Source organism: Thermoplasmataceae archaeon (genome assembly GCA_038729425.1).
GTDB lineage: Archaea > Thermoplasmatota > Thermoplasmata > Thermoplasmatales > Thermoplasmataceae > B-DKE.
On the sequence record JAVYSB010000001.1, the window covers coordinates 233,332 to 256,747 of the forward strand.

The window sequence follows — 23,416 nt, forward strand, 5'->3', positions numbered from 1 at the left end:
AGGTTTTTTCCTTATACACATAACTACCAAATAATCTATATAAATATGGCTCTCTTTGAAGCCACCATAAAGACAGCTGCGTAGAGGGGTACTTCGTTTTTCCCAGCGGCCAAGTCCAAATGTTTTCCGTTAATTTCGATGGTTGTGTCACTTTCAACCTGTATGGCCGCAGTACCCTGAGCAAATGACTTCGGTATTGCTTCCCTGAGCGGGTCAAACCCTTCCATATCCTTGATCCTGACATTTATGACCTTGAGGCCCGTCTTACCGTGAAGGCTGCCGGGGAACCTTATTAATCTGTGTACGTCCGTAGTTACGGGATCATCTATTTCAGAACTCAGTTGATCCCTTGTTTGGGAAATTACGTTATCTAAAATCTTCTCAAATCGCGGGTCTGATTCTGAGACGGAATACTTTTCCGGGCCTTCCATTGAAAAAATGTCAATTCTCTTCATGGTCTTAGATCCTATTTTCAATGGCCTGTTTAGATAGTCCACGAAACTCCTTGCCGTGTTGCCATTATCCAGTATGCCTTTAACCACATCTCTTGCCAGGTCCCTCACTCGGGGGAGATTGCGGAAGTATGACGAAAGAGCAATATCCACATTTCTGGGCCAACCTCCGATAAACTGTTTTTCACTTGCGGAGGCTATAATTCCCTGAGCCGATATGTTTTCTCCACGAATGTAATCGGTGATCTCCCGTCTGGAGTCTGAGGACATTTCGTAAACTTTCTCGCTAAGTACATGAACGTGGTATCCCCTCCCACCAGAGAAATATACTTTTAGTTCTGATTCTTCAAACCCAAGATCACCCAGAAGAAAATGGTGAATTAGGCGCAGCGTGTGCTTCTTGACCTCGTCAAGAATCTGGGTGTAGGTCATTCTTTCTGCCCCCTTGATGTGATCGGCGTCAAGATCAAAAATCAGCTCAGCACCAAGCCATTCTTTTTCCTGCATCTTTTTTTCCTCTGGCTTACGGTAATATGAGGTCGAATAGTACAGATGCCTCGGAACCACACTTGTAACAAAATATTTCAGTTCTGCTGAAGTCAGTATTCGTCTGTGCCTGGACATTGATCCGTTAAATGGGATGTAACCTATTTCTCGTGACTGCAGGAGATCGGGAGTTTCCAGCTGTTCGTTCACGTAGTAATCGTGAAAAAGCCCTCTCAGCTTCTGGTCGGATTCTGCAGCATCCATTTTTACAGTCTTATGTTAGAGTGTTAAGTTGCGTTTAACATTTTTGAACCGTACGAGTCTCTGAAACTTTAGGTCGAAATGATATACGAATAGGATTTACTATCACATGATTCACGCTTTAATTGAATTCTGGACTGTTTACAAAGAGTGCCTTACGATTCTCACTTAGTCATATTGAAAGTCACATATTATATAAATAAGATTTACGATATGCACGCCATTATGAGACGTATTGTCGTTGTCGCATCCGTCACTTTTATGGTAATCCTGTCCTCAGGAATGCCTCTCCTTTCACAGATGTCTTCGAGTCACGCCCCAGAGGATGTTGTGCAATATTATCCAACCGGGCAGAACTTCGTGAATTATACTATATATATAAGCCAGGGAGCCTATCCTCGAAGTCTCCTGATGAATTACTTAAATGAAAGCAGAATTTCTTCTATTCCATACGGTAATATAGTTCAGGTCTCGGTACCGACCCGTGGCGTTCAGGGGTTCCTCTCAGCCATGACCCTAATGAGAGAAAATTTCAATCTTAGTTACTTCGAGGATACTGAATCATTTTCCTTCACCCCGTACGTTTATACTCAGCAAATCAGCGGCAATGGTCTACCGTACTATCCTTCTGACATTGCAACTGCCTACGGTTATAATGGCGCTTATAGCAGCGGAATTACGGGTACGGGACAGACTATCGTGATTGTGGATGCTTACGGAGACCCTAACTTGCAATATGATCTGATGGCCTTTGACAAAGTGATGAACATTCCTCCGGCCAATCTTTCCATCGTCTTTCCCAATGGTGCTGAGCCGCAACATTACAGTGCCACCTGGTCTCTCGAAACGGCAACTGACGTTGAGTGGGCTCATGCGATGGCCCCCGGTGCAAGAATAGTGCTGGTCATCTCAACAGATGCCGCGGCTTCTTTGATGGATGCCTTAAGTTACGCTATTAATGAGAAACTGGGTAACATCATTTCCCTGAGTTGGGGGAATCCGGAATCTCAGCTTGGCATAAACGAAATTGAGACTCTATCGAAGATATTTCAGCAAGCCCAGAACGAGAACATTTCAGTGTTTGCAGCCTCTGGGGATTTGGGTGCTTACGACGGGACTTCGGGGCTGACCGTTAACTTCCCTGCTTCGGACCCATTCGTCACTGGCGTGGGTGGGACATCACTTTACGCACCTGGCTGGAGCCAGCAGGCTTGGGGCGGCATATCGGGTGGCAGTACTTTCGGAAGTGGAGGGGGTTACAGCCAGCTGCCTGTCCCGTATTGGCAAATTGCTCCAGGCATTAATTCAACTTCGAGAGGCAGGGGAGTACCAGATGTTTCGATGGTGGGAAACACACAGACGGGCGTGGAAGTTATTCAGTCTGGAAGGGTTTTCGATGTCGGAGGAACAAGCATAGGCTGTCCCATGTGGGCTGCAATTGGAGCTTTGATAGATCAGGCCAACCAAGCAGATATTGGTAGCCTCAACCCCATGCTTTACCAGATTTCTCGAATTCCTTTATACAATTCTGCCTTCTCTCAGATAACTAAGGGAAACAATGGCAAGTATAACGCCACGGCGGGATGGAATCCAGTCACAGGACTGGGGACTCCAGTAGTAAGTTCGCTAATAAATGCATCAAAGGAAATAAGATCTCAATATGGAACAGTTGCAGTAATAAACAGCTCAGGATATGGGTTCTCCACTCTATCCGCGAATGTAACATTCGCAGGTTTCACTCAACAGTATTCCTTTAATGGGTCTTCTTTCTTTTACATTTCTGCATATTATTCGCAAAATCAGTTTATAAAAGTAGGCATAAATATTTCAAATACTTCACTTTTCAGCGCAGTATATGATATTGAACAGAACGGACGCACGGCCTCTGGGAAAACCCGCATTGAAATGGCGAACAGGTCTGTTCATCTTAGTCTCAGCATCAACGGCACGAACATAACTGGCTTAGTGGGCCCCGTAAAATTCGATCTGAGTTATCTCCTGACCTTCATAGGTGAATACCAGGCGGCCTTTGGTGCCCAGGTTGATGGAGCAGAATACAATCTCGTGAACCTGAGTGGAGCATATTTCTCGAATATAACCGTTAAGAATGGATCAGAAATATCTCCACTGGCCGACATATATTTGGAAGAATACAGTGGAATACCGGGAAAAGCCAAGTACAGCACGCTTTCATTTTCCAGATCTGGCCCTGAGTACAGTGTAAACTATCTCGTCAACGCAACAACCAAATACCTTAATGGGGGGCCAACAGAGTCCAAGAGCATTGTTTACCATCTTTATCCATCAAACGTAATCTACGCAACATTTAATCTTACGGGAAATGTACCTGTTAACGCCTGGAAAGTAAATAATTCTACAATCAATGGAAACTCGTATACTTTTACCCATGGGGGGTACTATTTAATAACGGCTGAGACAGGAAACACAACAGTACCTTTCTACAACCGAACGGTCTTTATACCTGTACTCTTGAAGACTAATTTGACAATCTCTGATTCTCTGAACATAGGTTATTCCGGCACGATCCAAGGCGTGCTTGATAATTTCTACAACCTAAGCGCGCTCAAATCTGGATCTCAAGTAATAGAATCAATCTACGGAACAAATTATATTTCATTAATAGAGCATGATTTCTACCCCGTAGAGGCAAATTTTACTGCTGGAATTAACACATCGCTGATCCTTCAACCGATTAAAAGTACTGTTTCACTGTTTGTGTTTCAGGGAAATTCCACAGTAATAATAAATGGCAGAAGTTTAAACGGCATTAATGGGACATACACTGAAAACATCCTTCCAGGCAATGTATCAATAGGTGTTAGTAGTCCTGATTACAGTGATTTTAACTCCACCGTAACTCTTTCCCCTGGCCAGAATCTGAACGAACAGATAAATCTGAACATAGCTGGAAACAATTTTTTTGTATCCGGTTATGTAACTGACATAAATTTTGGTTTCGGGCTTTCAAACACCAAAGTAGAGGAGCAAGGCTCACACTTTGTTTCGTACACAAATGCTTCGGGTTTTTATTTCATCCAGGTTCCACTGGGATACTACTTGTTTGTTTTCAGCAATGCCTTATACAAAAACCTGACTTACCCCGAGATTGTAGAGGGGTTCATTCAGCTCAATATAAAAATGACACCGAGAAATGTGAGTGTTTTAAACCTAGATCTTAATATACAGAAGTATTTCCCTCTTATGTTCTTTGCTGCTTATTTAACGTGGGATACGTATCCCGGATTAAACTTCTCCAGCTATAACATCGAAGTTTCCACAACACCGTCTTTCTCTCCCGGTTCGGTGGATACGTTCACATATACAAATCAAGCGCAGAATGACGCTCTTATCACAGGGATTTATCCAACACATACATATTACGTAGAGTTAGTAGTTCACCTGAATGATGGATCAATTTACGCTTCGAATTATGTCACTCTTAGCTATGGAAACGCGGTTTTCCTTCTCGCAAACATTGCCCTTGTAGGAGGTCCTTTATTCCTTGTGGGATTGATTATTTACCCCTTTGTCAGGAGAGATAGGAAATACAGCTAAATCTTCTTCAAAACGTTGTTTCTGGCAATGACCATGTTCCTAAGCTTCTCCTCTCCTACTTTCCTGCTTCTGGTTCGGAGACCACAGTCCGGGTTTATCTTTATCCTTACGGGGTCTTCCAGTATCCCCAGAGTGTAATTGATCCGGTCTTCTATCAAAGGAACACTTTCAATTTCATCTATGTGCACATCCGTGACGCCAACACCGAGAAATTTCTTTTTCTCTACTTCGGCGAAATATCTTATGTCATTGTATCCTGGTCTTTCGGAATCCGAGACTCCCCTGGAGAGCATGTCCCTGTTAGCATATTCCAGGTTCAGCCCATGAATCTTCAAATCTGGAACCCTGTCATATAGAACCCTATAATCCTTGCTGTAGCAGACATGCAGGGAGAATTCCACATCTTCAATTCCCTCAACGGACCTGTTTATTGAATCCACTACAATATCCATTTCTGACGGATGCGTTGTTGTGGCCGGTTCATCAATCTGCACCTGAAACTTCTCCGCTGGTCTGGCACTTACCCACATCCTCTTCAGTTCCCGGATCTCATCATTCAATATTCTGGAGAATGCCAGAGCAGTCTCATGCCTGTCCCCGTAGTGTTCATTGAAAGACCAATCCATCATGGTGTATGGTCCAGTTACCGGTAATTTCAGATCTCCGTTGGTGTTTTTCAGCAGGAATTTGAGTTCATCTCCATGCAGGCAGGATTTCCTCGAGAGATCGGAAACAACAATTCCCTTCCTGTAGTACCTGTTGTCAAATGACCTCACCATTCCATAAAATTCAAGTCCCGACACAAATTGAGCAAAATGTTCATACATTTCCCACCTGAACATCTCTCCTCCAACCCCAAGATTCTCCATTCCGACGTTTCTGAAAGTTTCAAGTGTCTCCAGAGTAGCTTTTTCCTTCAAGGGAACAATCTCGGATTCAGCAGACGAATGGAATTTTCTGCTCAGATACTCTGGTTTTCTGAAGCTCCCAATCTCCTGAGTTTTCAGTATAGTTCCAGCCATGCCTATGCACCTAGCCCGCTCATAAAGCTAACCTTCCTGTCTGCAACCTGCCTAGGCAGAAAATCGAAGCTCTCATTGTTCGCAATAACGATTTTCTCTATTCTGCCATTGCCAACGCTGTCAGAAATCGTATTGGCCACTATCCGATTGGTCTCAATCAGTGTATTCCTTGCATCTATTACCTTCAAACCTGGCAATTCAGAAACCTCAGATGCAACGGCATAATTATCGTGCACTGGATCAACAATAACCGATGCAAATTTTCGGCTCGTGCCAGAAAAATGCTGTTTGCTGATCCTTCCGGAAGAAACAGCATATATGGAGTATTTTTCCAAAAGCGGGTTCAGGTATGACAGGTTTGAGTCACCGTATTGGAGCGGATCATATATTAAAACACTACTGTATCCGTATTTCTTAAGGATACTGCCATACATTTCTGAAAGGTAATCCGAAAATTCCTTCTCGGTTATTCCATCTTTAACCTCTGACATGCTATAGAAACTGTGGGCCCCGGGAAAAATCGCCAAGTGCCTGCCTGACGTCTGGGGTGAGAATAGCTCAGTTGGAGGATTCTCTCTCCCCTCAAAAAGGGTTTCGTATTGAATGTTTCTTCTGCCGATATCGCTTATTATAGGAATTCTGTAGAATGTATTTGTCTCTCTGTACCTTGTCAGCGGGCCGAGGTCAATACCCTCAAAAATCAGAGCCAGAGGACGAAACAGATCATACCAGTTCACTATGGGATCTGAAAAGTGACTTATTCCAATAGAGGCGAATCTTGCAATAATTTCCTTCTTTTCTGCCACGAATTCAAGCGATAAGTCTGATGCACTTATCTGGTTTCTCTCATACTTGCTTATGATCTTTCTCAACTTTTCGGTTTTTGGGTATATACCATATACCAGCGTTTCAATCTCCATTCTAAAAACTCTCCAGAATATCCTTTGCTATTTTATTGTTGCCCAGAGGCATTACGTGTATGCCATCTATGTACCCTTTCAAGTCGTCCGCGATTTCCCGAATGATCCTTGATGACTCCTGGACCTTGTCGTGCGCACTCAGTATCCTCTTCTCAGTCTCTGCAGGAATCTTCCCGCCGATACGCTTCAGGAATTCCAGTTGCTTTTCATTCTGTATGGGCAAGAAACCCGCTATCAGCTTGAATTTCCTCCTCCTGATCCAGTCCCTTTTCAGCAGCGCAGAATCATAGAATGCCTGAGTGATAAAAAATTTTGATCCGCCATTAAACTTCGCGAGTGCGATATCCTGCTCAGCCTCCCGGAACGGGTTGAGAGAAGAACCGACAACAATTTCATCTCCGCCTTCAAACCCATTGGAATAACTCCTGGCGTCCCTTATGGCACCTATGAGTCCGACGACGTCGAGTTCCCTGACCTCCTTAGAATCCATTTTTTTGTGAATCGGATCACCGCCAACGGCGAAAAAGTGATTTATTCCAAACTTTATCCCCGTCATTATCTGGGAATGGATGTGCAGCCTGTTCTTGTCCCTTGGCGTTATGTGGGGAACCGGAATCATCTTTTTACCGTTAGTGGCTGTATATAGCGTGATCAGCGGATCAATTCCTGGCATTCCCATGGGGTTTTCCGGCGCAGTTATGACATTTGATATTTCTTCCATCATGTCAACAGCTTCAACTGCCTCTACAAAGCCATAAGCCTTCCTGGGAACCAGTTCGAATGACTTAATGTATCCAAGATCCGTGATTGTTGTTACTGCCAAATTATAGCGTTAATTATTAAATTATTAAAGATGGTTGCTGATAAAAAGATTACCAGTAGTCATATATCAAACTTAACGTCCTGCGCGAGAGGTATATCGTTTCCCCAGTTCTTTGTCACTGTCTGGCGCCTCATGTAAGCTTTCCATGAATCGCTTCCACTCTCCCGACCACCGCCAGTCTCCTTCTCTCCACCAAAAGCGCCACCAATCTCTGCACCTGCAGTGCTCGTGTTTACGTTTGCGAGACCACAATCAGATCCGAAGGTTGACAGGAATTCCTCCTCTTCTCTCAGGTCGTAAGTGAATATGGAAGACGAGAGACCCTGCGGAACTGAGTTATGTATGCGGATAGCGTCACCAATATTCTTGTATTTAAAGACATAAAGGATCGGTGCAAAGGTCTCTTTCTTGACTATTTCCATCCTATCGTTTGCTTCCACTATTGCAGGGTTGACGTAATACCCGTCGTCGAATCCTTCAACTTTGGCTTTGTTTCCGCCATAGATGAGTTTCCCTCCCTCCTTCTTTGCCTGTTCAATGGCAGAAAGGAATGCATCAACTGCAACCCTGTCTATCAACGGACCGACAAGGACCCCCCTGCTTGTAGGAGAACCGATCTTTACCGTGGAATATGCCTTCTTCAGTCTCTCTATGAATCTGTCGTATATTGTTTCTTGGACAATCGCCCTTCTGGTGCTGGTACATCTCTGCCCCGCTGTTGCCAGGGCGCCAAAAACTACCCCCTTCAGCGCTATATCCATATCTGATCTGGCAGAAACAATGGCAGCGTTGTTACCTCCAAGCTCAAGGATGCTCCTTCCAAATCTTCCCGCAACTTTCTCCGAGATTGTTTTGCCTATGGGTATGGATCCTGTGAACGATACCAGAGGTATGCGGGAGTCCCTAGCGATCTTGTCACCGATGTTAGATCCTCCGCCAATAATGAGGGAGAAGATTTGAGGTGCATGTAGTCTTTGGAGCACATCCGAAATGATCTTTATCACAGCAAGCGCCGTCAGAGGCGCCTTGGAGGATGGTTTCCAGATTACGGGATCACCCGCAACAGCGGCAACGAAGGCATTCCAAGACCATACTGATGATGGGAAATTGAATGAACTAATAACAGCGATTGGACCAAGGGGAACCCACTGTTCATATAGCCTGTGGTTAGGCCTCTCACTGGTCATTGTGAGGCCATATAGCTGTCTGGAAAGCCCAACAGCAAAATCAGCAACATCAATCATCTCTTGTATCTCTCCCTGCCCCTCACTTGCAGTCTTTCCGACTTCAAGCGTGACGAGGTCTCCAAGATCTGCCTTTCTCCTCCTTAGCTCCATGCCAACTTCTCTGATGATCTCTCCCCTCTTCGGTGCAGGCATGGAAGACCATTCCCTGAAAACCTTCATCTGATGATCGATTACTTCGGAATAGTCCTCTGCGGTTCCGGAAGATACCAAAGCTATGGATTTGCCATCCACGGGGCTGCAAGACTCTATGGCATTCTCTCCAGTGTACTTATGCCAGTGTCCAGAGAATATTCCTGAATTTTCGTGCGTCAATCCAAGTTTCTTAAGTGCCTCTTCGCGAAAATTATCAAAACTTGACATGATTCATTAATCATTCTGCCGTAATTCTATTTTGCCATGCTGCAGGAATCCAGTGTCAGAAAATATTGTTTAAAAATGCACCGATCTTTGGCGCTAGCCAAGTTCGTCTATCCTATTGATGACAATGGTCGCGAGGTCAACCAGCAGATCGAGATCAGCAGACCTGTTCGTCATCTGCAGGGACCTTAGTGCACTTTCCGTGTACTTCTTAGCCACTGAGAATGAATAGTCTATTGATCCTGACCTTACAAGAATGTCCTTGAGATCATTCTTGCTCTGTTCGTCGGAAGAACCCGAAGAAAGTATTTCTCTCAGCCTGGTTGCATCGTTCAGGTCTGAACTCCTGAGAGCAATTATCATGGGAATAGTGACCGCGTTGTGCTCAAGGTCTACAAAGATTGGTTTCCCCATTTTCTTTTCGTTACCCACAACGTCTATGATATCGTCCGTGATCTGAAACGCCATGCCAAGATTATACGCGAAATCTGTAAGATTCTTCTGCGTTATCAGATCGGAACCTGCAACATAGGTAGCCCCAAGGGCACACGCTGAAAAAAACATGGCAGTTTTCTTTTTTATTATATCGTAATATGTAGCTTCATTCATGGAAAGATTGCCAAGGTTGACGGCCTCAAGTATCTGACCCTCAGCAAGCAGACTGGCCGCATCCGCCATTATCTTTGAAACTGCAGGGCCATATCTGGATCCCAGCTCGTAAGCCTTCGCGAAGAGATAGTCGCCAACGACAATGGCATTGTTGATCCCGTACTTTGCGTTTACGGATTGCCTCCCCCTTCTCACCGAGGAACCATCAATAATGTCGTCATGTATCAGGCTCGCAGTATGGATCAGTTCATATCCGGCAGAAAGGTCAAGAATCTTCTGGTATGGCTCGCTGCTGCTTATCTCGAACGAAAGTATAGTAAGTAGCGGTCTGAACCGCTTGCCTCCGGCATCTATAGAGTACCGTGACATTTCATATAATTCATCCTGATCGGTATATATATTCTTCAGAAGAGTTTGGTTCACCTCTTCTATCTTGCTGCTGAGACCACTCTGCCATTCAAAGAAATCTTTCATTATTACCAGGGCTTGTGTGAATGCGAAAAACAGATTTAACCCTTTGTAAACTCTTATGGAGAAATGAGAATTTATTGATTTCCAGATAATTCTCTCCTTAGGGTAATCTCTATTGAAGACACGTTTGATTCTCCGTGTTCTCCCTGAAGGGTTTCTGTTGTGAGATTTATTTTGTCGTATTTTGCAGCCTGGATGAACTTGTGCCTTGTTATCTCAGCGATATCAACTGCTTTGCTGATTGCCTTGCCTCTGGCCTTTATTACAATCTTGTCCAGATTTCCGGTGTTGAACTGCGTGACAACAGCCAAGACATAGTTCATTGTTGGTTTCTTGCCGACATAAATGATGTTTTCTTCCGCCATTGTTGTCCCTCAACAGATTAGAAGTATTACATATATAACCTTGACGCCAATCTTAGATTTAACGGAAAGCCGGCTAGCTTGGAATCGCCTGAAAAATTTAGACGCTATTAGTTGAGCCGTATCATTGTATCAGTGTTCTTCACTCCTTCGATGGATCTTATCTCATCCACCGCAGCGTTAAGATCGAGCAACGTGGGGCTATGGATCCTAACTGCTATATCGATCTTGCCGGAGAACTCGTATAGTTCGGAATATTTTTTTCTGATCTCTGATAGAACGTCCTTGGCTTTCTTGGGATCAACTCTCAGGAGAATTATGCCATCCACACCTTCTTCCGATGTCTCGATACTGAATTTTCTAATTACGTTTGATGAAACCAGGTTGGCGATTCTCTTCCTTACCGTGCCCTCCGAAACGCCTAGCATCCTACCTATCTCGATATTGGTCAATCTCGAGTTTTTACGCAAGATCTCAAGAATTTCCCGGTCTCTCGAATCCACGCCTGAAGTAAGCAGAGGTGACTAAAAACCATTTCCATTATCTGTACAACGACTGGCCCTTACTGTCCTCCACCTTCTTCTTTGATATAAGCTCCTTTGGCACCTTAAGCACCCGGATTATATTTGTTGCCTGAACCATATACAAAGGGAGCCCAGTGTTCAAGTCATTTCCGTTCCTCATTATTGCAACAATTTCCATCTTTATCTGTATAACCGATCCATCTTTCAGTTTGACTGTCATCCACTTTGGTTCATCTTCAGTCTCGAATTCTATAAGTTCCCCTTCACCTGGGAATGCTCCCGGAATTGCCATGTCCTAGCCATGCGTAATTCGAATTAAAACTTGCGATAACAGCGATGTGAGAAAAAAAAATTGAGTGGAGAAATTCAAGCGCTTAAAAATCAAAATTTCAGACTTCTGCTAGGATTGAATCAGCTAAACGTAAAGCGGAATATTATGCGTGACTTGATAAAAAAAAGTTTCTAAAAAATTGGGAATTGATCAACATGTCAGATAAGAAGATATTATATCAATATACTAGTATAAAAAACATTGCTGTGTAGAAAAGTATTATATTGTACAAAAGTATGACATCACTGACACTTAATGAGCATATTTGACAACATTAAGGTGTACTGAGACAGAAACGTAGAGGAGGAAATAAAATTGGAAAATACGTTAAAAAAGGACGCAATTGGCTTAAAGGAAACCATGTTCCAGGGGATTGCCAGCGCGGCTCCAGCCGGAGCCGCTGTATCTACACTTACTGGCGCCGCAGCATTTGCGCTTGGGTCCCTACCGTTGACAGCGTTCATCGGGTTTCTGGTGGTATTATTAAACGCGCTGGTAATAAACCGGATCTCCATGAAAGTGTCTGGAGCGGGTGGCTATTATGAATATGTGAAAGTTGGGTATGGTGGTAGGACTGCCCTGTTTGCTGGTTTATTCTATATTTTCTATCAGATCATGGCCCTGACTTTGCTTGCGCTAAGTGTTGCAGTATTTGTTCCGGCAGTGCTTTCGGCGGGTTTTGGAATCAACCTGCCCTCTTTGATATGGCTTCCTCTTCTTGTCGTGACTCTCCTATTCGGTTTCTTGGTATCTTACGCTGGAATAAGGGGATCAACCAGATACACGATGATCATGGCCCTCCTAGAAATTATCATAATCTCGATTTTCGGAGTGTACATAGTATCGTCTCATCCTTCCATAAACTCATTCTCTGTGTTCACACCAAAATATGCTCTTGGAGGGTTTGATGGCGTTGGACTCGGTGTACTCCTTATGTACACAGCCTTCTCTGGGTTTGGAGCCTCGACGCCTCTCGGTGAGGAATCCAGGAGCCCCAGGAAAGCAATTGGAAAATCCGTTATTTTCACAGCAGTAATTCTTGGAGCGTTTTTCATCTTTACCGCGTACTTTTTTACAGTTGCTTGGGGACCGGCAAACATGCTTGTATATTCCAATTCTCTGGTTCCGGGCATAACTATTATAGGGTCGGACATTGGAACTTTTGCAGCGGTAATTGTCGCCGTATTATTCATAAACAGCTTGTTGACCGGCTCCGTTGTTCTCATCAATGGAACGTCAAGGGTAATGATGGCAATGGGAAGAGACGGGATTTTGCCCACTAGAACTGCCACAGTGCATAGGCACAGGAGAACTCCTTACGTTGCAGCTGGTTTAATAACGTCCATCGCGCTTGTAATAGGAATTCTGGGTGTAATAATTCTTGGCGGATTCCCTGCATTTATAATGGCTGCCATTGCAGCAACCCTTGGCGTACTGTTTGTCCACGCTCTTATTAACGTATCGCTGCCAAGTATAGAGAGAAAGTTTGACGGAAAGATAAGCAGTACAAGTATTGCTCTCTCGGCGATCACCGTGGTGATATTTGGCTTGATTTTCTACAGCACTTTCCTTTCAATAAGCCTCCCGGTGATTGTGGGCACAAGCATGTTCATTGCATGGATGATGTTCAATTTTGTTTATGTCCTTATCGCAAAGAAAAAATTGATTGGGATCAAATCAACAGAAACTGTTCAGCATATATCGGCTGATCCCTGATTTTTTTCTCGATCTATAAAAATATGTTTAAAACATTCTTTTCTTTTATTTATCGATTAACTGAATTCATATATCAGCGTTTGAAGGCTCTATTGTTCAGACTTCCGTAGGTTGTGCAGGGAATCTATCTAATATTCTTCTTACAGAATCCGGATCGAGGCCGGGGATTTCTGGTGTTTCTCTGCTCGCGTTTATAGCGATGCTGTCTTCATTGACTTCAAGATCGACAGAGGGGTTGACACGGGTCGCCAGAGCCCAGAGCACTTGATCGGCGTCAGATACGTCTATATCCCTGCCCACAACGATGGTGATCCTACCGCGATTTCCCGGGCTGTGTGTAATCACGGCACTTCCGTATTTGCCTCTCATGATGAATTCACCGTCAACTAATTCAGAGGTGAATGAATTGTCTCTACTGTTCGTAATGAACAGGGCCTTGCCAACGTTGCCTTCAGGTTTGGCTGTGAAGTCTGAGCTAATCACAAACATATCGTCAAATACCGCTATGCACTGACTCGCTTTTTCCGAGGTATTGAGAAATCTTGCAATGGCAGAAGTAAAATCTAGATCACATTTCCCAAGGTTCACGAATATTACTTTCCCCCACAGAGGATCAGTGCTCATAATGCTGATACCGAGTTGCTTGGCAACATTTCTTGCAGGAGGTTCTACCCATGCGATCGACAAAAATCTCGCTCCAGAGTAAGGCCATTCTACCCCAAAGTCAGTTCCCTGCGGGATGATCCTTCGCAACTTGCCGTTTACTGCTGATGATCTGGGTAACGAAAAAGTATTGACGTGTTCAGTTGAATTGGAAGGCCGGATATCGTAATAAATTGGATTGTCGCGCATCATTATGGATTTAACCTCTGCAACATATCGTGTGGTGTCCTGTCCCATATAACCTGCATATTCAGCAAAGGGACCCTCGTCATATGTCTCCGCTGGAACGAATTTTGCTTCCATGACAATCTCTGTCTCCGTCGGTATAATTATGTCATTTTTCAGCCCCTTAGAGAGTTCCGCATCCATGAGTGCTGAGGCCTTTTCGTATTCATTGTCAATGAAGGAGGCCGCAAGAAGATAGTAAAGCGGATGACAGCCTATTAAGACAGTCAGCTCGGCCTCCATACCGTTTTGAGCCGCTATCCTCAGATGGTTCCACAGGTGTCCATGGCTCCCCGCGTCGAACGCATACCTGTTTCGTGAAATCGGTTGTATCCTGGTAAAACTTAGATTGATCCTTTCAGGGTTATCGAATTCCCTGACTGCCACTATCCCCGACGTAATGTACTTTGACTTCCCGGTTCGAGATCCATCGGAAGGGTAATGAGAAGGAATCGGCAGTCTGAAGATGTCTACGGAATGACTGCTGAGTACATTTTTCATGAATGGCGCCGAACCAGACCTGAGAGATATCGCGTCGTGAACTTCAGATTCCAGGATAGATGAAAATTTCCAGTTGAATTCTTCAATGTCAGTAGACCCTGTGGCGAACAGGACCCTATTCTCGCTTCCCAGGGCATTGGCAAGGAGACGAAAGTTCTCATAGCCTTTGATATTCGAGAAAAGAAGCATTCTGTTCGACCTATTCCTGAGGACAGAATAGGTTGTGGTATCAAATTCAACGCTCATCTCATCCTTTATTTCCAGTACATCATCTCTATACCTAGACCAATATTCTTCCATGAAGTTTCTTAATCCGGGTGTGCCGGCTATTTGTGTCCTATCCATGTCAGATGATCTATGCCAATGCATTACATATTCATAGCGATCAGGGTCAAAGGAATTTATTCAATACGCAGCGAAAATAAGCGCAGATTATTCTATTTAAATACCATGAAATTTCATCTCCATCACTTTTAATATATTACCGAGTTATAAACCGATTAATTGCGAGGGTAGCTAAGCTTGGCTAAAAGTGCAGGACTTAAGATTCTGTCCCTTAGGGGTTCGTGGGTTCAAATCCCTCCCCTCGCATAAACCACCAGATATGAAAAAATCCATAATCCTATAAGATTTTGTCTCCCGGGAGAGTTTTCTCTGGGACACTTGGGGTAAGCAGTATAACACCCTCTTCTGTCATTGCACCAAGGACTAGAACTTCAGACATGAAGTTTGCGACCTGCTTTGGCCTGAAATTTGTAACAGCCACTATTTTCATTCCGATAAGATCTGTAGCTTTATAATTCCTGATTTGGGCAGAAGATTTTTTGACCCCAAGTTCTCCAAAGTCTATTGTCAGCTTATAAGCTGGTTTCTTGGCCTCTTGAAAATCCTGAACCTCAATTATAGTCCCAACCCTAATGTCAACCTTTGAAAAATCATCCAAACTAATCGTCATTCCAACATCATATTTCTAACCGTATTAAAAAACGTAGTTCAGAATGCAGGTTTAAACCCATGCAATCATTTTTTGTACCCTTCTTACCTGATTCTGTAACTTGGGAGTGGTTATTTATCCGGGCCCTGTAGTCGTATCTTTGTTTCTGTTGAATTGCCATATTCCCCTTGTTGAACTTTGTGATACGCAGTAAAAAGTGGCTCAAACCACTGGTAGAATGCAATTCTCTTCATAAGCCCCGTATCATTCTTACCGATGGAGGAAACCAGTCTCCTTGTGTATAGTGGATGAAAATCCATCCCCAGTGCAGCTATATCGAGCGCAATATCTCCAATTGATGTTTCTTCCCAGTCTATTACCCCATTTATGCAACTGTGCTTCGCGTTTATTACAACATTCCCCCTGAAGAGGTCGCCGTGCGAGAGCACCATGTCGCTTTCTGTTAAATTTCCTAGTGAACTGTTTATCCGTTCATTGACCAAGTCGAAATAGTCATCACCAATATATCTAGAAAGCGCGTCTCTGAAGGCCTTCGCGACACCCTCAACACGGTTCTTGATCCAGCTTTCTGGGGAATACACAGGAATACCCTCATCTGGCAGTACCGAGGCGTTGTATCTTAAGAAGTACCTCAATACCCTAGTGGAGTCCTGTAACAACCCTATGCCAAGTACTTTTGCGCTGTTTAGCGGAAACCCAGGAATATATCTGTAACCTGCAAAAAAATCGCCGTTTGTTGGCATCAATAAATACTCAGGCAACCGGAATGGAAAGCCTTTGAGCCCTGATATTAAAACAATTTCTTTCCTTAGCCTCTCCGACAGATCGTTTGTTCTGGGAAATCTGAATACGATGGAACCGTTCACCAGAGCCGCAACATAGTTCCATCCCGAATCATCCAGTTTCAAGTCTCGTACCGGAATGTCTGGGAATGACTCACCTATTCTTCTCCGGATTCCCGACTCAGACAGATCACTTACTTCCATATGGTGCTGTCACCATGCCAAAGTGAAAATAAATTATCTCTTCTAGCCTCAAAAGGGCAGCGAATTGGATCAGGACCAATCCGAGTTTCGGGTAATGTTGTCCTGAGATAAAATAGAAAGGTCATGCCATGCAGGTTGGAACGATGCAAAGGATGTTAACTTCATTCCCAGCCGCGAGCCTAGAATCATGATTACACTGCTAAAGATGTGAAAGAGCCGGGTCAGTGCGTGACTCTTTCCCCTATGCTGTAAAATCTTCCACCATGAAAGACAAGAGGTTTCCTGGAATCATCGTAATAGCCAGCCAGAACCTCTCCCACAAATACAGCGTGATCCCCTGTTTTCAGTTCATCGACCACCCTGCATTCGAAGTTAGAGACTGCGCCGTCAATTAGGGGTGCTTCTATATACCTCGAATCGAATGTAACAAATGCTGCTTTATCAAACTTATTACCGTTCCTGAGAGACATATTACCTGCAAGGTGGGCAAGTTCACCCTGCCGATCTGAACAGTAACTGAGTCCGAATTCACCTGAATCCCTGATCAGCTTGTAGGTTTCCCTTTCATACCCCACGAAAACTGCCATCAGAAATGGATCAAGTGAGACTCTAAGTGACCATTCCGCAGACATAACATTTACTGTTGTACCAGATTTTGAGGTCACAAGGGCTACCGTGGAGGTGAAATATCGCTGAGATTTCTTGCTGTCAAGTATTCGCATTGTCACGTTATTCGGAGGTATTTGTTATATGTTTCACACGTTCCCTTCCTGAAGAATTGTTGATCTGAGAGTTGTTTCCAAACTCTTATATCCGGATTGCCATTGTTTGATTGATCCTAACATGGCGGAAGAAGTTGATATTCAGCTAAAAATAAACAAGAGCGTAATGGACGTTATTGAGGAAATTGGAAAGAAGACTGGACAGAGTGCGGAAGAAGTTTTCTGGTCAGTCGCTGGGGGAAAAGATTACTTTCAGGGGCAGATCCTCAAGGAACGGGAAAGGCTTCAGAGAAGGATTTACAACGAAGAGATGAAGCAGAAGAAAAAGGAGATGAAGCTCATCAAAAAAGGACTTAAAGATAAAAAAACAGAGTAACCCATTCACAAATTGTGATGATCAACGTTGCAGACTCACATTTTTTTGGTGTTCAGCTATCTTTGGCTTGAATAAAAACTATTGATCGGTCTTCTTCCTTCTGATTGAGGTTATTTCTGATATTATGCTGAGAGCGATTTCAGCCGGCGTAATGGATCCGATGTCGATACCCACTGGAGCGTGAAGTGACTCCATGAAAGATTCCGGTACTCCCTTTTTTATCAGAATCTCTCTGTCTGCTTCTATTCTCTTACGGCTGGCAAGCATTCCTACGTACCTGGTCTTGTTGTGTGAAAGCATTTCCAGTGCTGGAATATCATTCGCACCCTTCGTAAGCATGACCACATAGTCACCCTCGCTGAACTTGAATTCGCTCAGGGGAGATTCTGCTGAATTCACAGATATATCCGGGTCGACCTCAATCATGGGATTCGGATCGACCACAACAACCTGCATATCTACCATTTTGCCGAGTCTTACGAGATTTTCCTCTATTTCATCCCTGCCACCCTGACCGATGATCACAAGTCTTTCCGAAGGGAAGAATGGTTCAAGGAAAATGTCCATAATTCCCCCACAGAATGTTTCGACGTGAATCTCATCGTCCTTGTTTATCATGACCCCTTTCAGTGCTTCCTCCGTGCTTTCCAGAAACACCTTTACAGTTCTAGCTTCTCCTGAAGACATCACCTGCTTCGCCTTTTCTATAATAACAGAGTCAGGGCACGCTCCTCCAAGAGTGCCATATATTACCTTTCCATCGGAAGAGATCACCGTTCTGAATCCAGGCTTCCCAATAGATGATCCAGATACTTTAACTACAGTTGCCACTACAAAACGTTGTCCCTTCCTCACAAGCTCTGATATGAATTCTGGATACTCCCAGTTTCTCAACGAATGAGAAGATTGGCTATTGATATAAAGCATTTTCCAGATGAAAATTAAGGAATGCTTTTTCTTCTTTAGCAGGGTGCGAGGTAAGACCGCAGAACCTAAATGCTTTGCAAATCTTCATGATGAATGGAAGTCTCTTTATAGGATACCAACCAGGTTATTCCTGGTGACCTTGTTACAATACGAAATGTCTGTACAATTGGCAATATTAATGTCTGTTGAAAGCTTACTGATATGAGGCTAATGCAATTCAACGGTGAGTTTGAGGTGGCTGCCAGCAGGCATGACGTATACTGCTTCATATCTGATATTGATAAGATAACTAGTATAATACCGGATGTGATTTCATCGGAGAAGATAGATGAATCGTCAACAAGGTTGGTCGCAAAAGCTGGGGTTTCTTTTATAAAGGGGAAATTCAATCTAACACTTGAGATAAAGGAGAAGCTGCAAAACGATTCTGTAAGAATTGTAGCTAGAGGATCGGGATCAGGCGGATCTGTAGATCTCAAGGCAGCGTATACCTTTGTTGACACTGATCGCGGAGCAACCGCCATCAGATGGGTGGTGGAAATGAACCTTGGTGGGGTGATGGCCAGCATGGGGGCCAGAGTGATAAACGGTGCAGCGGAGAAGTATATCAAAACACTAACCGACTCATTCCAGAAAGCGTTTTCTCATGAATGAAAACAGCGGTGTCTGTGCGGTTATTCTTGCTGCAGGACAATCCAGCAGATTCCCTGGAAACAAGTTGCTGTATAAGATCGCCGGAAAGCCTGTTCTGAGCCATATTATCGAATCTGTGATGGCATCGGCTGTGCAGGCTGCAGCCATTGTTGTTCCAGATAATGAAATATTTAAGTCATTGATCCCGGCGGGATTTCAGACATTAATAAACGAACTCCGCTCACGAGGTATGAGCACATCAATAAGGGCAGGAATAGACTACTTCAAGAACACTGCAATGGCCGTAATGCTCGTTGCTGCAGACGAGCCCCTTGTTGGGTCGGATATCCTTGACGGCCTGATTGAACAATACCATACCAACCCACATTCCATTATCTGTTGTTCTGTGAGCGGAATACCTAGGAATCCAATGATATTCCCTGCAGAATTTTTCGAGGACCTTCTTAGACTGGAAGGTGACAACGGAGGAAAGAATGTTGCGATTACAAATATGGATAGATTAGTAAAACTGGAGGTTGCCTCTGACAGGCTGATTGATGTCGATTCCCCAGAAGACCTTAGAAAGATATCAGAGATCCTCGGAGAAAATAAGCAATAGGATTATCAGGGTATAAATAGCGGGCAGAGATCAATAAAAATGGTACCATCAGTTTTATGCGCCGTCATAATCGTTTAAGGAATAGGAATAACAGTTCAAGGGCTTGGGCTGTCCATGTGGAGGGTGCCGACTTCAGTCTGTTAAAACTTGAGACTTGCGTCTAAAAATAAAAATTGTCTACCATTTCTAGTTCAGATCAGATCCTCAGGTCTGATTGGTGTGTTTCTGATCCTCCTTCCACTTGCTTTCTCTATCGCACGTGCAAGCGCAGTCGGGACCCCAATTGTTGGTGATTCTCCAAGCCCCTTGGCGCCATGCGGGAGCCAGGAAGGGTTTTCTGCGATCTTGACTCCGAAATTGGGTATATCCTCTGCAAGAGGGACTCCGGCATCAGAAATGCTTGAGGTCAGTAGCTGTCCTTCCTCGTTAAACGCTATCTCCTCATGGAGCGTTTGCCCTATTCCCTGCGCCATGCCTCCCTGTATCTGGCCAATGACCATGTCCAAGTTCAATGCTCTGCCAACATCGTAATAGGCAGAGCACTCCCTTACCTTAACGCTACCAAGCGAGTTTATATCAACCGTGGCAAGATTTGCGCCAAAGGAGTTCAGTGATCCCTTCTGTTCCTCATTGACGTACATGTCATATGAACCGGAGAGCAGACTATTGCTGGAATACTTGCCATGCTTTGCAGAGACTTGTTCCTTTATCTTCCTGCAGGCCGAAACAACAGCTGCACCGCCAACTATTGCTGTTCTGCTCCCCCATGATCCGACACCGTTCTGAATCATGTCCGTGTCACCGCGGTAGAGAGTCACGATATTTTCTGGAACACCAAGCTCTTCGCTCACAATCTTTCTCACAAAGACCTCATGTGCCTGTCCATGGCTGTTACCACCCAGCCACACGCTTATCTTGCCGTCTCTCGCAATGACTCTCGCAGTTTCCCCGGGCGCGAATGCCGGCACAAGAACGAAGAAAGAGAACCCTATGTTTTTAATCGTCTTTACCTTTTTTCTGTAGTCAAGCTCCCTCACTGCCTGCTCTATGAATGGTCTGGCGGCGTCTATTTCCATTCCAAGCGGTGAACGGAATTTTGCGGTGCCAGAATTGAGAATCCTGAGATCCACCGGATCCATCTTCAGCTCGTCTGCAAGTAAGTCAACCATCCTTTCGATGAAAAATGAAGCTTCCGGTCGTCCGGCACCACGGTATGGCCCTAGGGTCACTTTGTTTGTAAGTACCGATAGGGCCCTGACATGTGCATTCTCAATCATATAGGGGCCAGTTCCCATCATTGCTATGAAGCGGGATGCGAATTCTCCCATCCCTGCCCCGTATGCTCCAGCATCAACGACGACCTCCCCCTTCAGACCAACTATCCTTCCGGTTTTCTCGGCAAAAATCTTCATTGATCCTTTAGCTCCTCTGCCGTGTCCAGTTGAAGAGAGGTGTTCTCGCCTGGTCTCAATCCATTTCACTGGCCTGCGATATTTCATTGTTGCATAGGCTGCGATCACATACTCCGGGTAGAGCCCGCCCTTTGATCCAAAAGCTCCTCCAGTGTCTGCCTGCATTACCCTCACATTCTCTGGCTTAAGAGATAGAACTTCACAGAGACCTTCCTTGATGCTGTGCACTGACTGCGTAGATATCCAGACGTTGAGCCTGCTGCCGTCATAATCGGCAACAATCCCTCTGGGTTCTATGGGATTTGTGGCAATCCTATTGTTCATGAATGTATCTTGTAGCACGATAGGCGCAATGGAATCACTGAATTCCTTTCCCCTCCATCCATCTGCAATAATGTTGTTCTTCATTCCATGATGAATTGGGGGGGATGAAAGCGCATCTTCGATGGTCATTACAGGTTTCATGGGATCGTAATCAACCTCAACTGAATCCAGCATATCTTCAGATTTGTATCGGTCATCGCCGAAGACTGCGGCCACGGGTTCACCAACATAATTGACATACCCAGTTGCAAACACTGGCTCAACCGCGCTGCCCGATCCGTCGTTTGCTCCTTCCCCGACGGAGGCCATCTTTGCCTTTAACTCTGAGGAACTGAGGCCCCCCCTGATGCTCAGTATTTTGGCATGAGCATAGGGACTCCTCACCACTGACATATAAAGAGACCCTGGCAACATGATATCGTCAACAAAATTTCCCTTGCCCTCGACAAAAACTTTCTCGTTGTATTGTGGGTATGATTTCTTTCGCCCTGCCATCATAGCCATCAGTGCTCCACCGCCATTTCCTCTTTCTCGGATTCCTCTGTTTTCATGATCTTTGACGCATACTGTATGGATTCCACTATACTCTGGTATCCAGTGCATCTGCAGAGGTTTCCTGACAGGCCCCGGCGTATCTCTTCCTCCGTTGGGTTCCTGTTCCGCTTCAGAAGCCAAAACGACGTCATTATCATTCCCGATGTGCAGTACCCGCATTGAAGACCGTGTTTCTCGAGGAATGCTTCCTGTATCGGATGAAGTTTGCCATTCTTTGAGATACCTTCTATGGTTGTCACTTCCTTTCCACTAGCCTGCACGGCGAGAGTGGTGCAAGACTTGACTGCTTTCCCATCAACGAGTACTGTACATGCCCCGCAGTTTGTCGTGTCGCATCCCACATGTGTACCGGTAAGACCAAGATCTTCCCGCAGGAAGTGTACAAGCAGTTTTCTTGGTTCAACTTCCGATTCAACGTTCTCTCCGTTCACTTTCGTTTTAATCTTTACATTATCCATCTAATTCTCCTCCGACCTTTCTGCTGCAACGAGAATTGCTTCTGCAGTTATCTTCTCAAGCACCTTTTTCTTGAATTCTGCCGTTCCATAGAAGTCAGAGGATGGTTCACATTCGGTCACTGTTATGGCGGCTGCCTCCTTCGCGACCGCATCGTCTATCTTCCTGTCTTTCAGGTACTTTTCCGTCTTCAGCGCACGGCTAGGTTTCGGTCCGACCGAAGTAAGGCCAATGCCAGCTTTTTCCACCGTGCCATTGGCCCTCAAGTTGAGATATACCGCTATTGCAGCGACCGAAAAATCTCCAGCTGCCTTCTTGTTCTTAATGTAACACCCACCAGATCTCTTAACGGCCTTCGGAATGACAATTTCCGTCAATATCTCTCCATATTCAATAGCTGTAGTGAATGTATCCAGGAAAAAATTCTCTGCATTCACTTTCCTTTCTGACCTGTTACTGGCAAGAATGAAACTGGCACCCATGGCAAGCATAACGGCGGGAATGTCGTTAGAGGGGTCACCGTGCGTTATGTTTCCACCAATGGTGCCACGGTTCCGTACCAGCGGGTCGGCAATTCCAGAAGCTGCATCACTGATAATCTGGTACTTTCCATGAATTAGGTCGCTGTCCTCTAGGTCCGCGATGGTTGTAAGCGATCCTATCCTTAGGTCGGATTGTGATTCTCTTATGTAATTCATGCCATCTATGCCGGATATGTCAACGATATACGGAATGGACGTCAGCCTGAGTTTCAAAAGGGGTATCAGGCTTTGACCACCGGCCAAGATCTTGGCCTCGTCCTCGTGGCTGGAAAGAAACTCAAATGCTTCATCCAAGCTCATTGGTGCAATATAACTAAATGAAGATGGGTTCATGACAGACCAATTAAATCCCGTATATAAGAA

At 44.6% G+C, this 23,416-nt stretch carries 22 protein-coding genes and 1 tRNA gene; 6 read left to right on the forward strand and 17 right to left on the reverse strand.

The window, feature by feature from the left end; genetic code table 11:
- Positions 1-35: 35 nt before the first annotated feature.
- A complete protein-coding gene (priS, locus tag QW597_01155; GenBank protein ID MEM0155197.1) occupies positions 36-1,202 on the reverse strand; it encodes a DNA primase catalytic subunit PriS in 1,167 nt (388 codons plus the stop codon).
- 222 nt (positions 1,203-1,424) lie between these two features.
- Between priS and QW597_01160 the strand changes: the two genes are divergently transcribed.
- Entirely contained in the window at positions 1,425-4,775 is a 3,351-nt protein-coding gene (locus tag QW597_01160; GenBank protein ID MEM0155198.1) for a hypothetical protein, read from the forward strand.
- Here the strand turns inward: QW597_01160 and QW597_01165 are convergent.
- The 8 genes from QW597_01165 to QW597_01200 all read right to left on the reverse strand — a co-directional run bounded on the left by QW597_01165 (position 4,772) and on the right by QW597_01200 (position 11,402).
- On the reverse strand, positions 4,772-5,797 hold the full coding sequence (locus QW597_01165; GenBank protein ID MEM0155199.1) for a methionine synthase: 1,026 nt from the start codon (positions 5,795-5,797) through the stop codon (positions 4,772-4,774). The genes QW597_01160 and QW597_01165 overlap by 4 nt on opposite strands.
- A 2-nt stretch (positions 5,798-5,799) precedes the next feature.
- Positions 5,800-6,717, reverse strand: a complete 918-nt coding sequence (locus QW597_01170; GenBank protein MEM0155200.1) for a hypothetical protein — start codon at positions 6,715-6,717, stop codon at positions 5,800-5,802.
- A 1-nt stretch (position 6,718) separates the two neighbouring features.
- A complete protein-coding gene (locus QW597_01175) occupies positions 6,719-7,540 on the reverse strand; it encodes a methylenetetrahydrofolate reductase (protein MEM0155201.1) in 822 nt (273 codons plus the stop codon).
- A gap of 59 nt (positions 7,541-7,599) precedes the next feature.
- Positions 7,600-9,147 (reverse strand): aldehyde dehydrogenase family protein, encoded by a 1,548-nt coding sequence (locus QW597_01180; GenBank protein MEM0155202.1) that lies wholly within the window; start codon positions 9,145-9,147, stop codon positions 7,600-7,602.
- 93 nt (positions 9,148-9,240) lie between these two features.
- A complete protein-coding gene (locus QW597_01185; GenBank protein ID MEM0155203.1) occupies positions 9,241-10,227 on the reverse strand; it encodes a polyprenyl synthetase family protein in 987 nt (328 codons plus the stop codon).
- A 71-nt stretch (positions 10,228-10,298) separates the two neighbouring features.
- Complete coding sequence (albA, locus tag QW597_01190) at positions 10,299-10,589, reverse strand: DNA-binding protein Alba (protein MEM0155204.1); 291 nt, start codon at positions 10,587-10,589, stop codon at positions 10,299-10,301.
- A 107-nt stretch (positions 10,590-10,696) separates the two neighbouring features.
- Positions 10,697-11,089 (reverse strand): Lrp/AsnC family transcriptional regulator, encoded by a 393-nt coding sequence (locus QW597_01195; GenBank protein ID MEM0155205.1) that lies wholly within the window; start codon positions 11,087-11,089, stop codon positions 10,697-10,699.
- Between the two features lie 37 nt (positions 11,090-11,126).
- Positions 11,127-11,402 (reverse strand): hypothetical protein, encoded by a 276-nt coding sequence (locus QW597_01200; protein MEM0155206.1) that lies wholly within the window; start codon positions 11,400-11,402, stop codon positions 11,127-11,129.
- Between the two features lie 354 nt (positions 11,403-11,756).
- Here QW597_01200 and QW597_01205 point away from each other — a divergent pair, with 354 nt between their 5' ends.
- On the forward strand, positions 11,757-13,157 hold the full coding sequence (locus QW597_01205; protein MEM0155207.1) for an APC family permease: 1,401 nt from the start codon (positions 11,757-11,759) through the stop codon (positions 13,155-13,157).
- A 96-nt stretch (positions 13,158-13,253) separates the two neighbouring features.
- Here QW597_01205 and QW597_01210 read toward each other — a convergent pair whose 3' ends face one another.
- A complete protein-coding gene (locus QW597_01210) occupies positions 13,254-14,891 on the reverse strand; it encodes a UbiD family decarboxylase (protein ID MEM0155208.1) in 1,638 nt (545 codons plus the stop codon).
- A gap of 161 nt (positions 14,892-15,052) precedes the next feature.
- Between QW597_01210 and QW597_01215 the strand changes: the two genes are divergently transcribed.
- Positions 15,053-15,137: transfer RNA gene (locus tag QW597_01215), tRNA-Leu, on the forward strand.
- Between the two features lie 31 nt (positions 15,138-15,168).
- On the opposite strand, the gene QW597_01220 is transcribed toward QW597_01215, so the two are convergent.
- The 3 genes from QW597_01220 to QW597_01230 all read right to left on the reverse strand — a co-directional run bounded on the left by QW597_01220 (position 15,169) and on the right by QW597_01230 (position 17,209).
- On the reverse strand, positions 15,169-15,501 hold the full coding sequence (locus tag QW597_01220; GenBank protein ID MEM0155209.1) for a tRNA-binding protein: 333 nt from the start codon (positions 15,499-15,501) through the stop codon (positions 15,169-15,171).
- A 110-nt stretch (positions 15,502-15,611) separates the two neighbouring features.
- Entirely contained in the window at positions 15,612-16,487 is an 876-nt protein-coding gene (locus QW597_01225) for a phosphotransferase (protein ID MEM0155210.1), read from the reverse strand.
- 221 nt (positions 16,488-16,708) lie between these two features.
- A complete protein-coding gene (locus QW597_01230) occupies positions 16,709-17,209 on the reverse strand; it encodes a flavin reductase family protein (GenBank protein MEM0155211.1) in 501 nt (166 codons plus the stop codon).
- Positions 17,210-17,330: 121 nt separating this feature from the next.
- Here QW597_01230 and QW597_01235 point away from each other — a divergent pair, with 121 nt between their 5' ends.
- The gene (locus tag QW597_01235; protein MEM0155212.1) at positions 17,331-17,585 is read left to right on the forward strand and encodes a hypothetical protein; all 255 of its coding nucleotides are present in this window, start codon (positions 17,331-17,333) and stop codon (positions 17,583-17,585) included.
- A 78-nt stretch (positions 17,586-17,663) separates the two neighbouring features.
- On the opposite strand, the gene QW597_01240 is transcribed toward QW597_01235, so the two are convergent.
- Positions 17,664-18,479, reverse strand: a complete 816-nt coding sequence (locus QW597_01240; protein ID MEM0155213.1) for an XdhC family protein — start codon at positions 18,477-18,479, stop codon at positions 17,664-17,666.
- Positions 18,480-18,713: 234 nt separating this feature from the next.
- Here QW597_01240 and QW597_01245 point away from each other — a divergent pair, with 234 nt between their 5' ends.
- Entirely contained in the window at positions 18,714-19,166 is a 453-nt protein-coding gene (locus tag QW597_01245) for a carbon monoxide dehydrogenase subunit G (protein ID MEM0155214.1), read from the forward strand.
- Positions 19,159-19,764 (forward strand): nucleotidyltransferase family protein, encoded by a 606-nt coding sequence (locus tag QW597_01250; protein MEM0155215.1) that lies wholly within the window; start codon positions 19,159-19,161, stop codon positions 19,762-19,764. The genes QW597_01245 and QW597_01250 overlap by 8 nt, the downstream gene beginning before the upstream one ends.
- A 191-nt stretch (positions 19,765-19,955) precedes the next feature.
- On the opposite strand, the gene QW597_01255 is transcribed toward QW597_01250, so the two are convergent.
- The 3 genes from QW597_01255 to QW597_01265 are packed head-to-tail and all read right to left on the reverse strand — an operon-like array spanning position 19,956 to position 23,386.
- On the reverse strand, positions 19,956-22,004 hold the full coding sequence (locus tag QW597_01255; GenBank protein ID MEM0155216.1) for a xanthine dehydrogenase family protein molybdopterin-binding subunit: 2,049 nt from the start codon (positions 22,002-22,004) through the stop codon (positions 19,956-19,958).
- Positions 22,004-22,513: a (2Fe-2S)-binding protein gene (locus tag QW597_01260; GenBank protein ID MEM0155217.1), complete on the reverse strand. Its 510-nt coding sequence runs from the start codon at positions 22,511-22,513 to the stop codon at positions 22,004-22,006. The genes QW597_01255 and QW597_01260 overlap by 1 nt, the downstream gene beginning before the upstream one ends.
- Positions 22,514-23,386, reverse strand: coding sequence for a xanthine dehydrogenase family protein subunit M (locus QW597_01265; GenBank protein MEM0155218.1), 873 nt, complete (start codon positions 23,384-23,386; stop codon positions 22,514-22,516).
- Between the last annotated feature and the right edge of the window lie 30 nt (positions 23,387-23,416).

What these genes read in the sequence shown, in the direction of transcription:
- priS (MEM0155197.1), bottom strand. Translation starts at nt 1,202, where the DNA reads ATGGATGCTGCAGAATCCGACCAGAAGCTGAGAGGGCTTTTTCACGAT.
- QW597_01160 (MEM0155198.1), top strand. Translation starts at nt 1,425, where the DNA reads ATGAGACGTATTGTCGTTGTCGCATCCGTCACTTTTATGGTAATCCTG.
- QW597_01165 (MEM0155199.1), bottom strand. Translation starts at nt 5,797, where the DNA reads ATGGCTGGAACTATACTGAAAACTCAGGAGATTGGGAGCTTCAGAAAA.
- QW597_01170 (MEM0155200.1), bottom strand. Translation starts at nt 6,717, where the DNA reads ATGGAGATTGAAACGCTGGTATATGGTATATACCCAAAAACCGAAAAG.
- QW597_01180 (MEM0155202.1), bottom strand. Translation starts at nt 9,147, where the DNA reads ATGTCAAGTTTTGATAATTTTCGCGAAGAGGCACTTAAGAAACTTGGA.
- QW597_01185 (MEM0155203.1), bottom strand. Translation starts at nt 10,227, where the DNA reads ATGAAAGATTTCTTTGAATGGCAGAGTGGTCTCAGCAGCAAGATAGAA.
- albA (MEM0155204.1), bottom strand. Translation starts at nt 10,589, where the DNA reads ATGGCGGAAGAAAACATCATTTATGTCGGCAAGAAACCAACAATGAAC.
- QW597_01200 (MEM0155206.1), bottom strand. Translation starts at nt 11,402, where the DNA reads ATGGCAATTCCGGGAGCATTCCCAGGTGAAGGGGAACTTATAGAATTC.
- QW597_01210 (MEM0155208.1), bottom strand. Translation starts at nt 14,891, where the DNA reads ATGGATAGGACACAAATAGCCGGCACACCCGGATTAAGAAACTTCATG.
- QW597_01220 (MEM0155209.1), bottom strand. Translation starts at nt 15,501, where the DNA reads ATGACGATTAGTTTGGATGATTTTTCAAAGGTTGACATTAGGGTTGGG.
- QW597_01225 (MEM0155210.1), bottom strand. Translation starts at nt 16,487, where the DNA reads ATGGAAGTAAGTGATCTGTCTGAGTCGGGAATCCGGAGAAGAATAGGT.
- QW597_01230 (MEM0155211.1), bottom strand. Translation starts at nt 17,209, where the DNA reads ATGCGAATACTTGACAGCAAGAAATCTCAGCGATATTTCACCTCCACG.
- QW597_01235 (MEM0155212.1), top strand. Translation starts at nt 17,331, where the DNA reads ATGGCGGAAGAAGTTGATATTCAGCTAAAAATAAACAAGAGCGTAATG.
- QW597_01245 (MEM0155214.1), top strand. Translation starts at nt 18,714, where the DNA reads ATGAGGCTAATGCAATTCAACGGTGAGTTTGAGGTGGCTGCCAGCAGG.
- QW597_01250 (MEM0155215.1), top strand. Translation starts at nt 19,159, where the DNA reads ATGAATGAAAACAGCGGTGTCTGTGCGGTTATTCTTGCTGCAGGACAA.
- QW597_01255 (MEM0155216.1), bottom strand. Translation starts at nt 22,004, where the DNA reads ATGGCTATGATGGCAGGGCGAAAGAAATCATACCCACAATACAACGAG.
- QW597_01260 (MEM0155217.1), bottom strand. Translation starts at nt 22,513, where the DNA reads ATGGATAATGTAAAGATTAAAACGAAAGTGAACGGAGAGAACGTTGAA.
- QW597_01265 (MEM0155218.1), bottom strand. Translation starts at nt 23,386, where the DNA reads ATGAACCCATCTTCATTTAGTTATATTGCACCAATGAGCTTGGATGAA.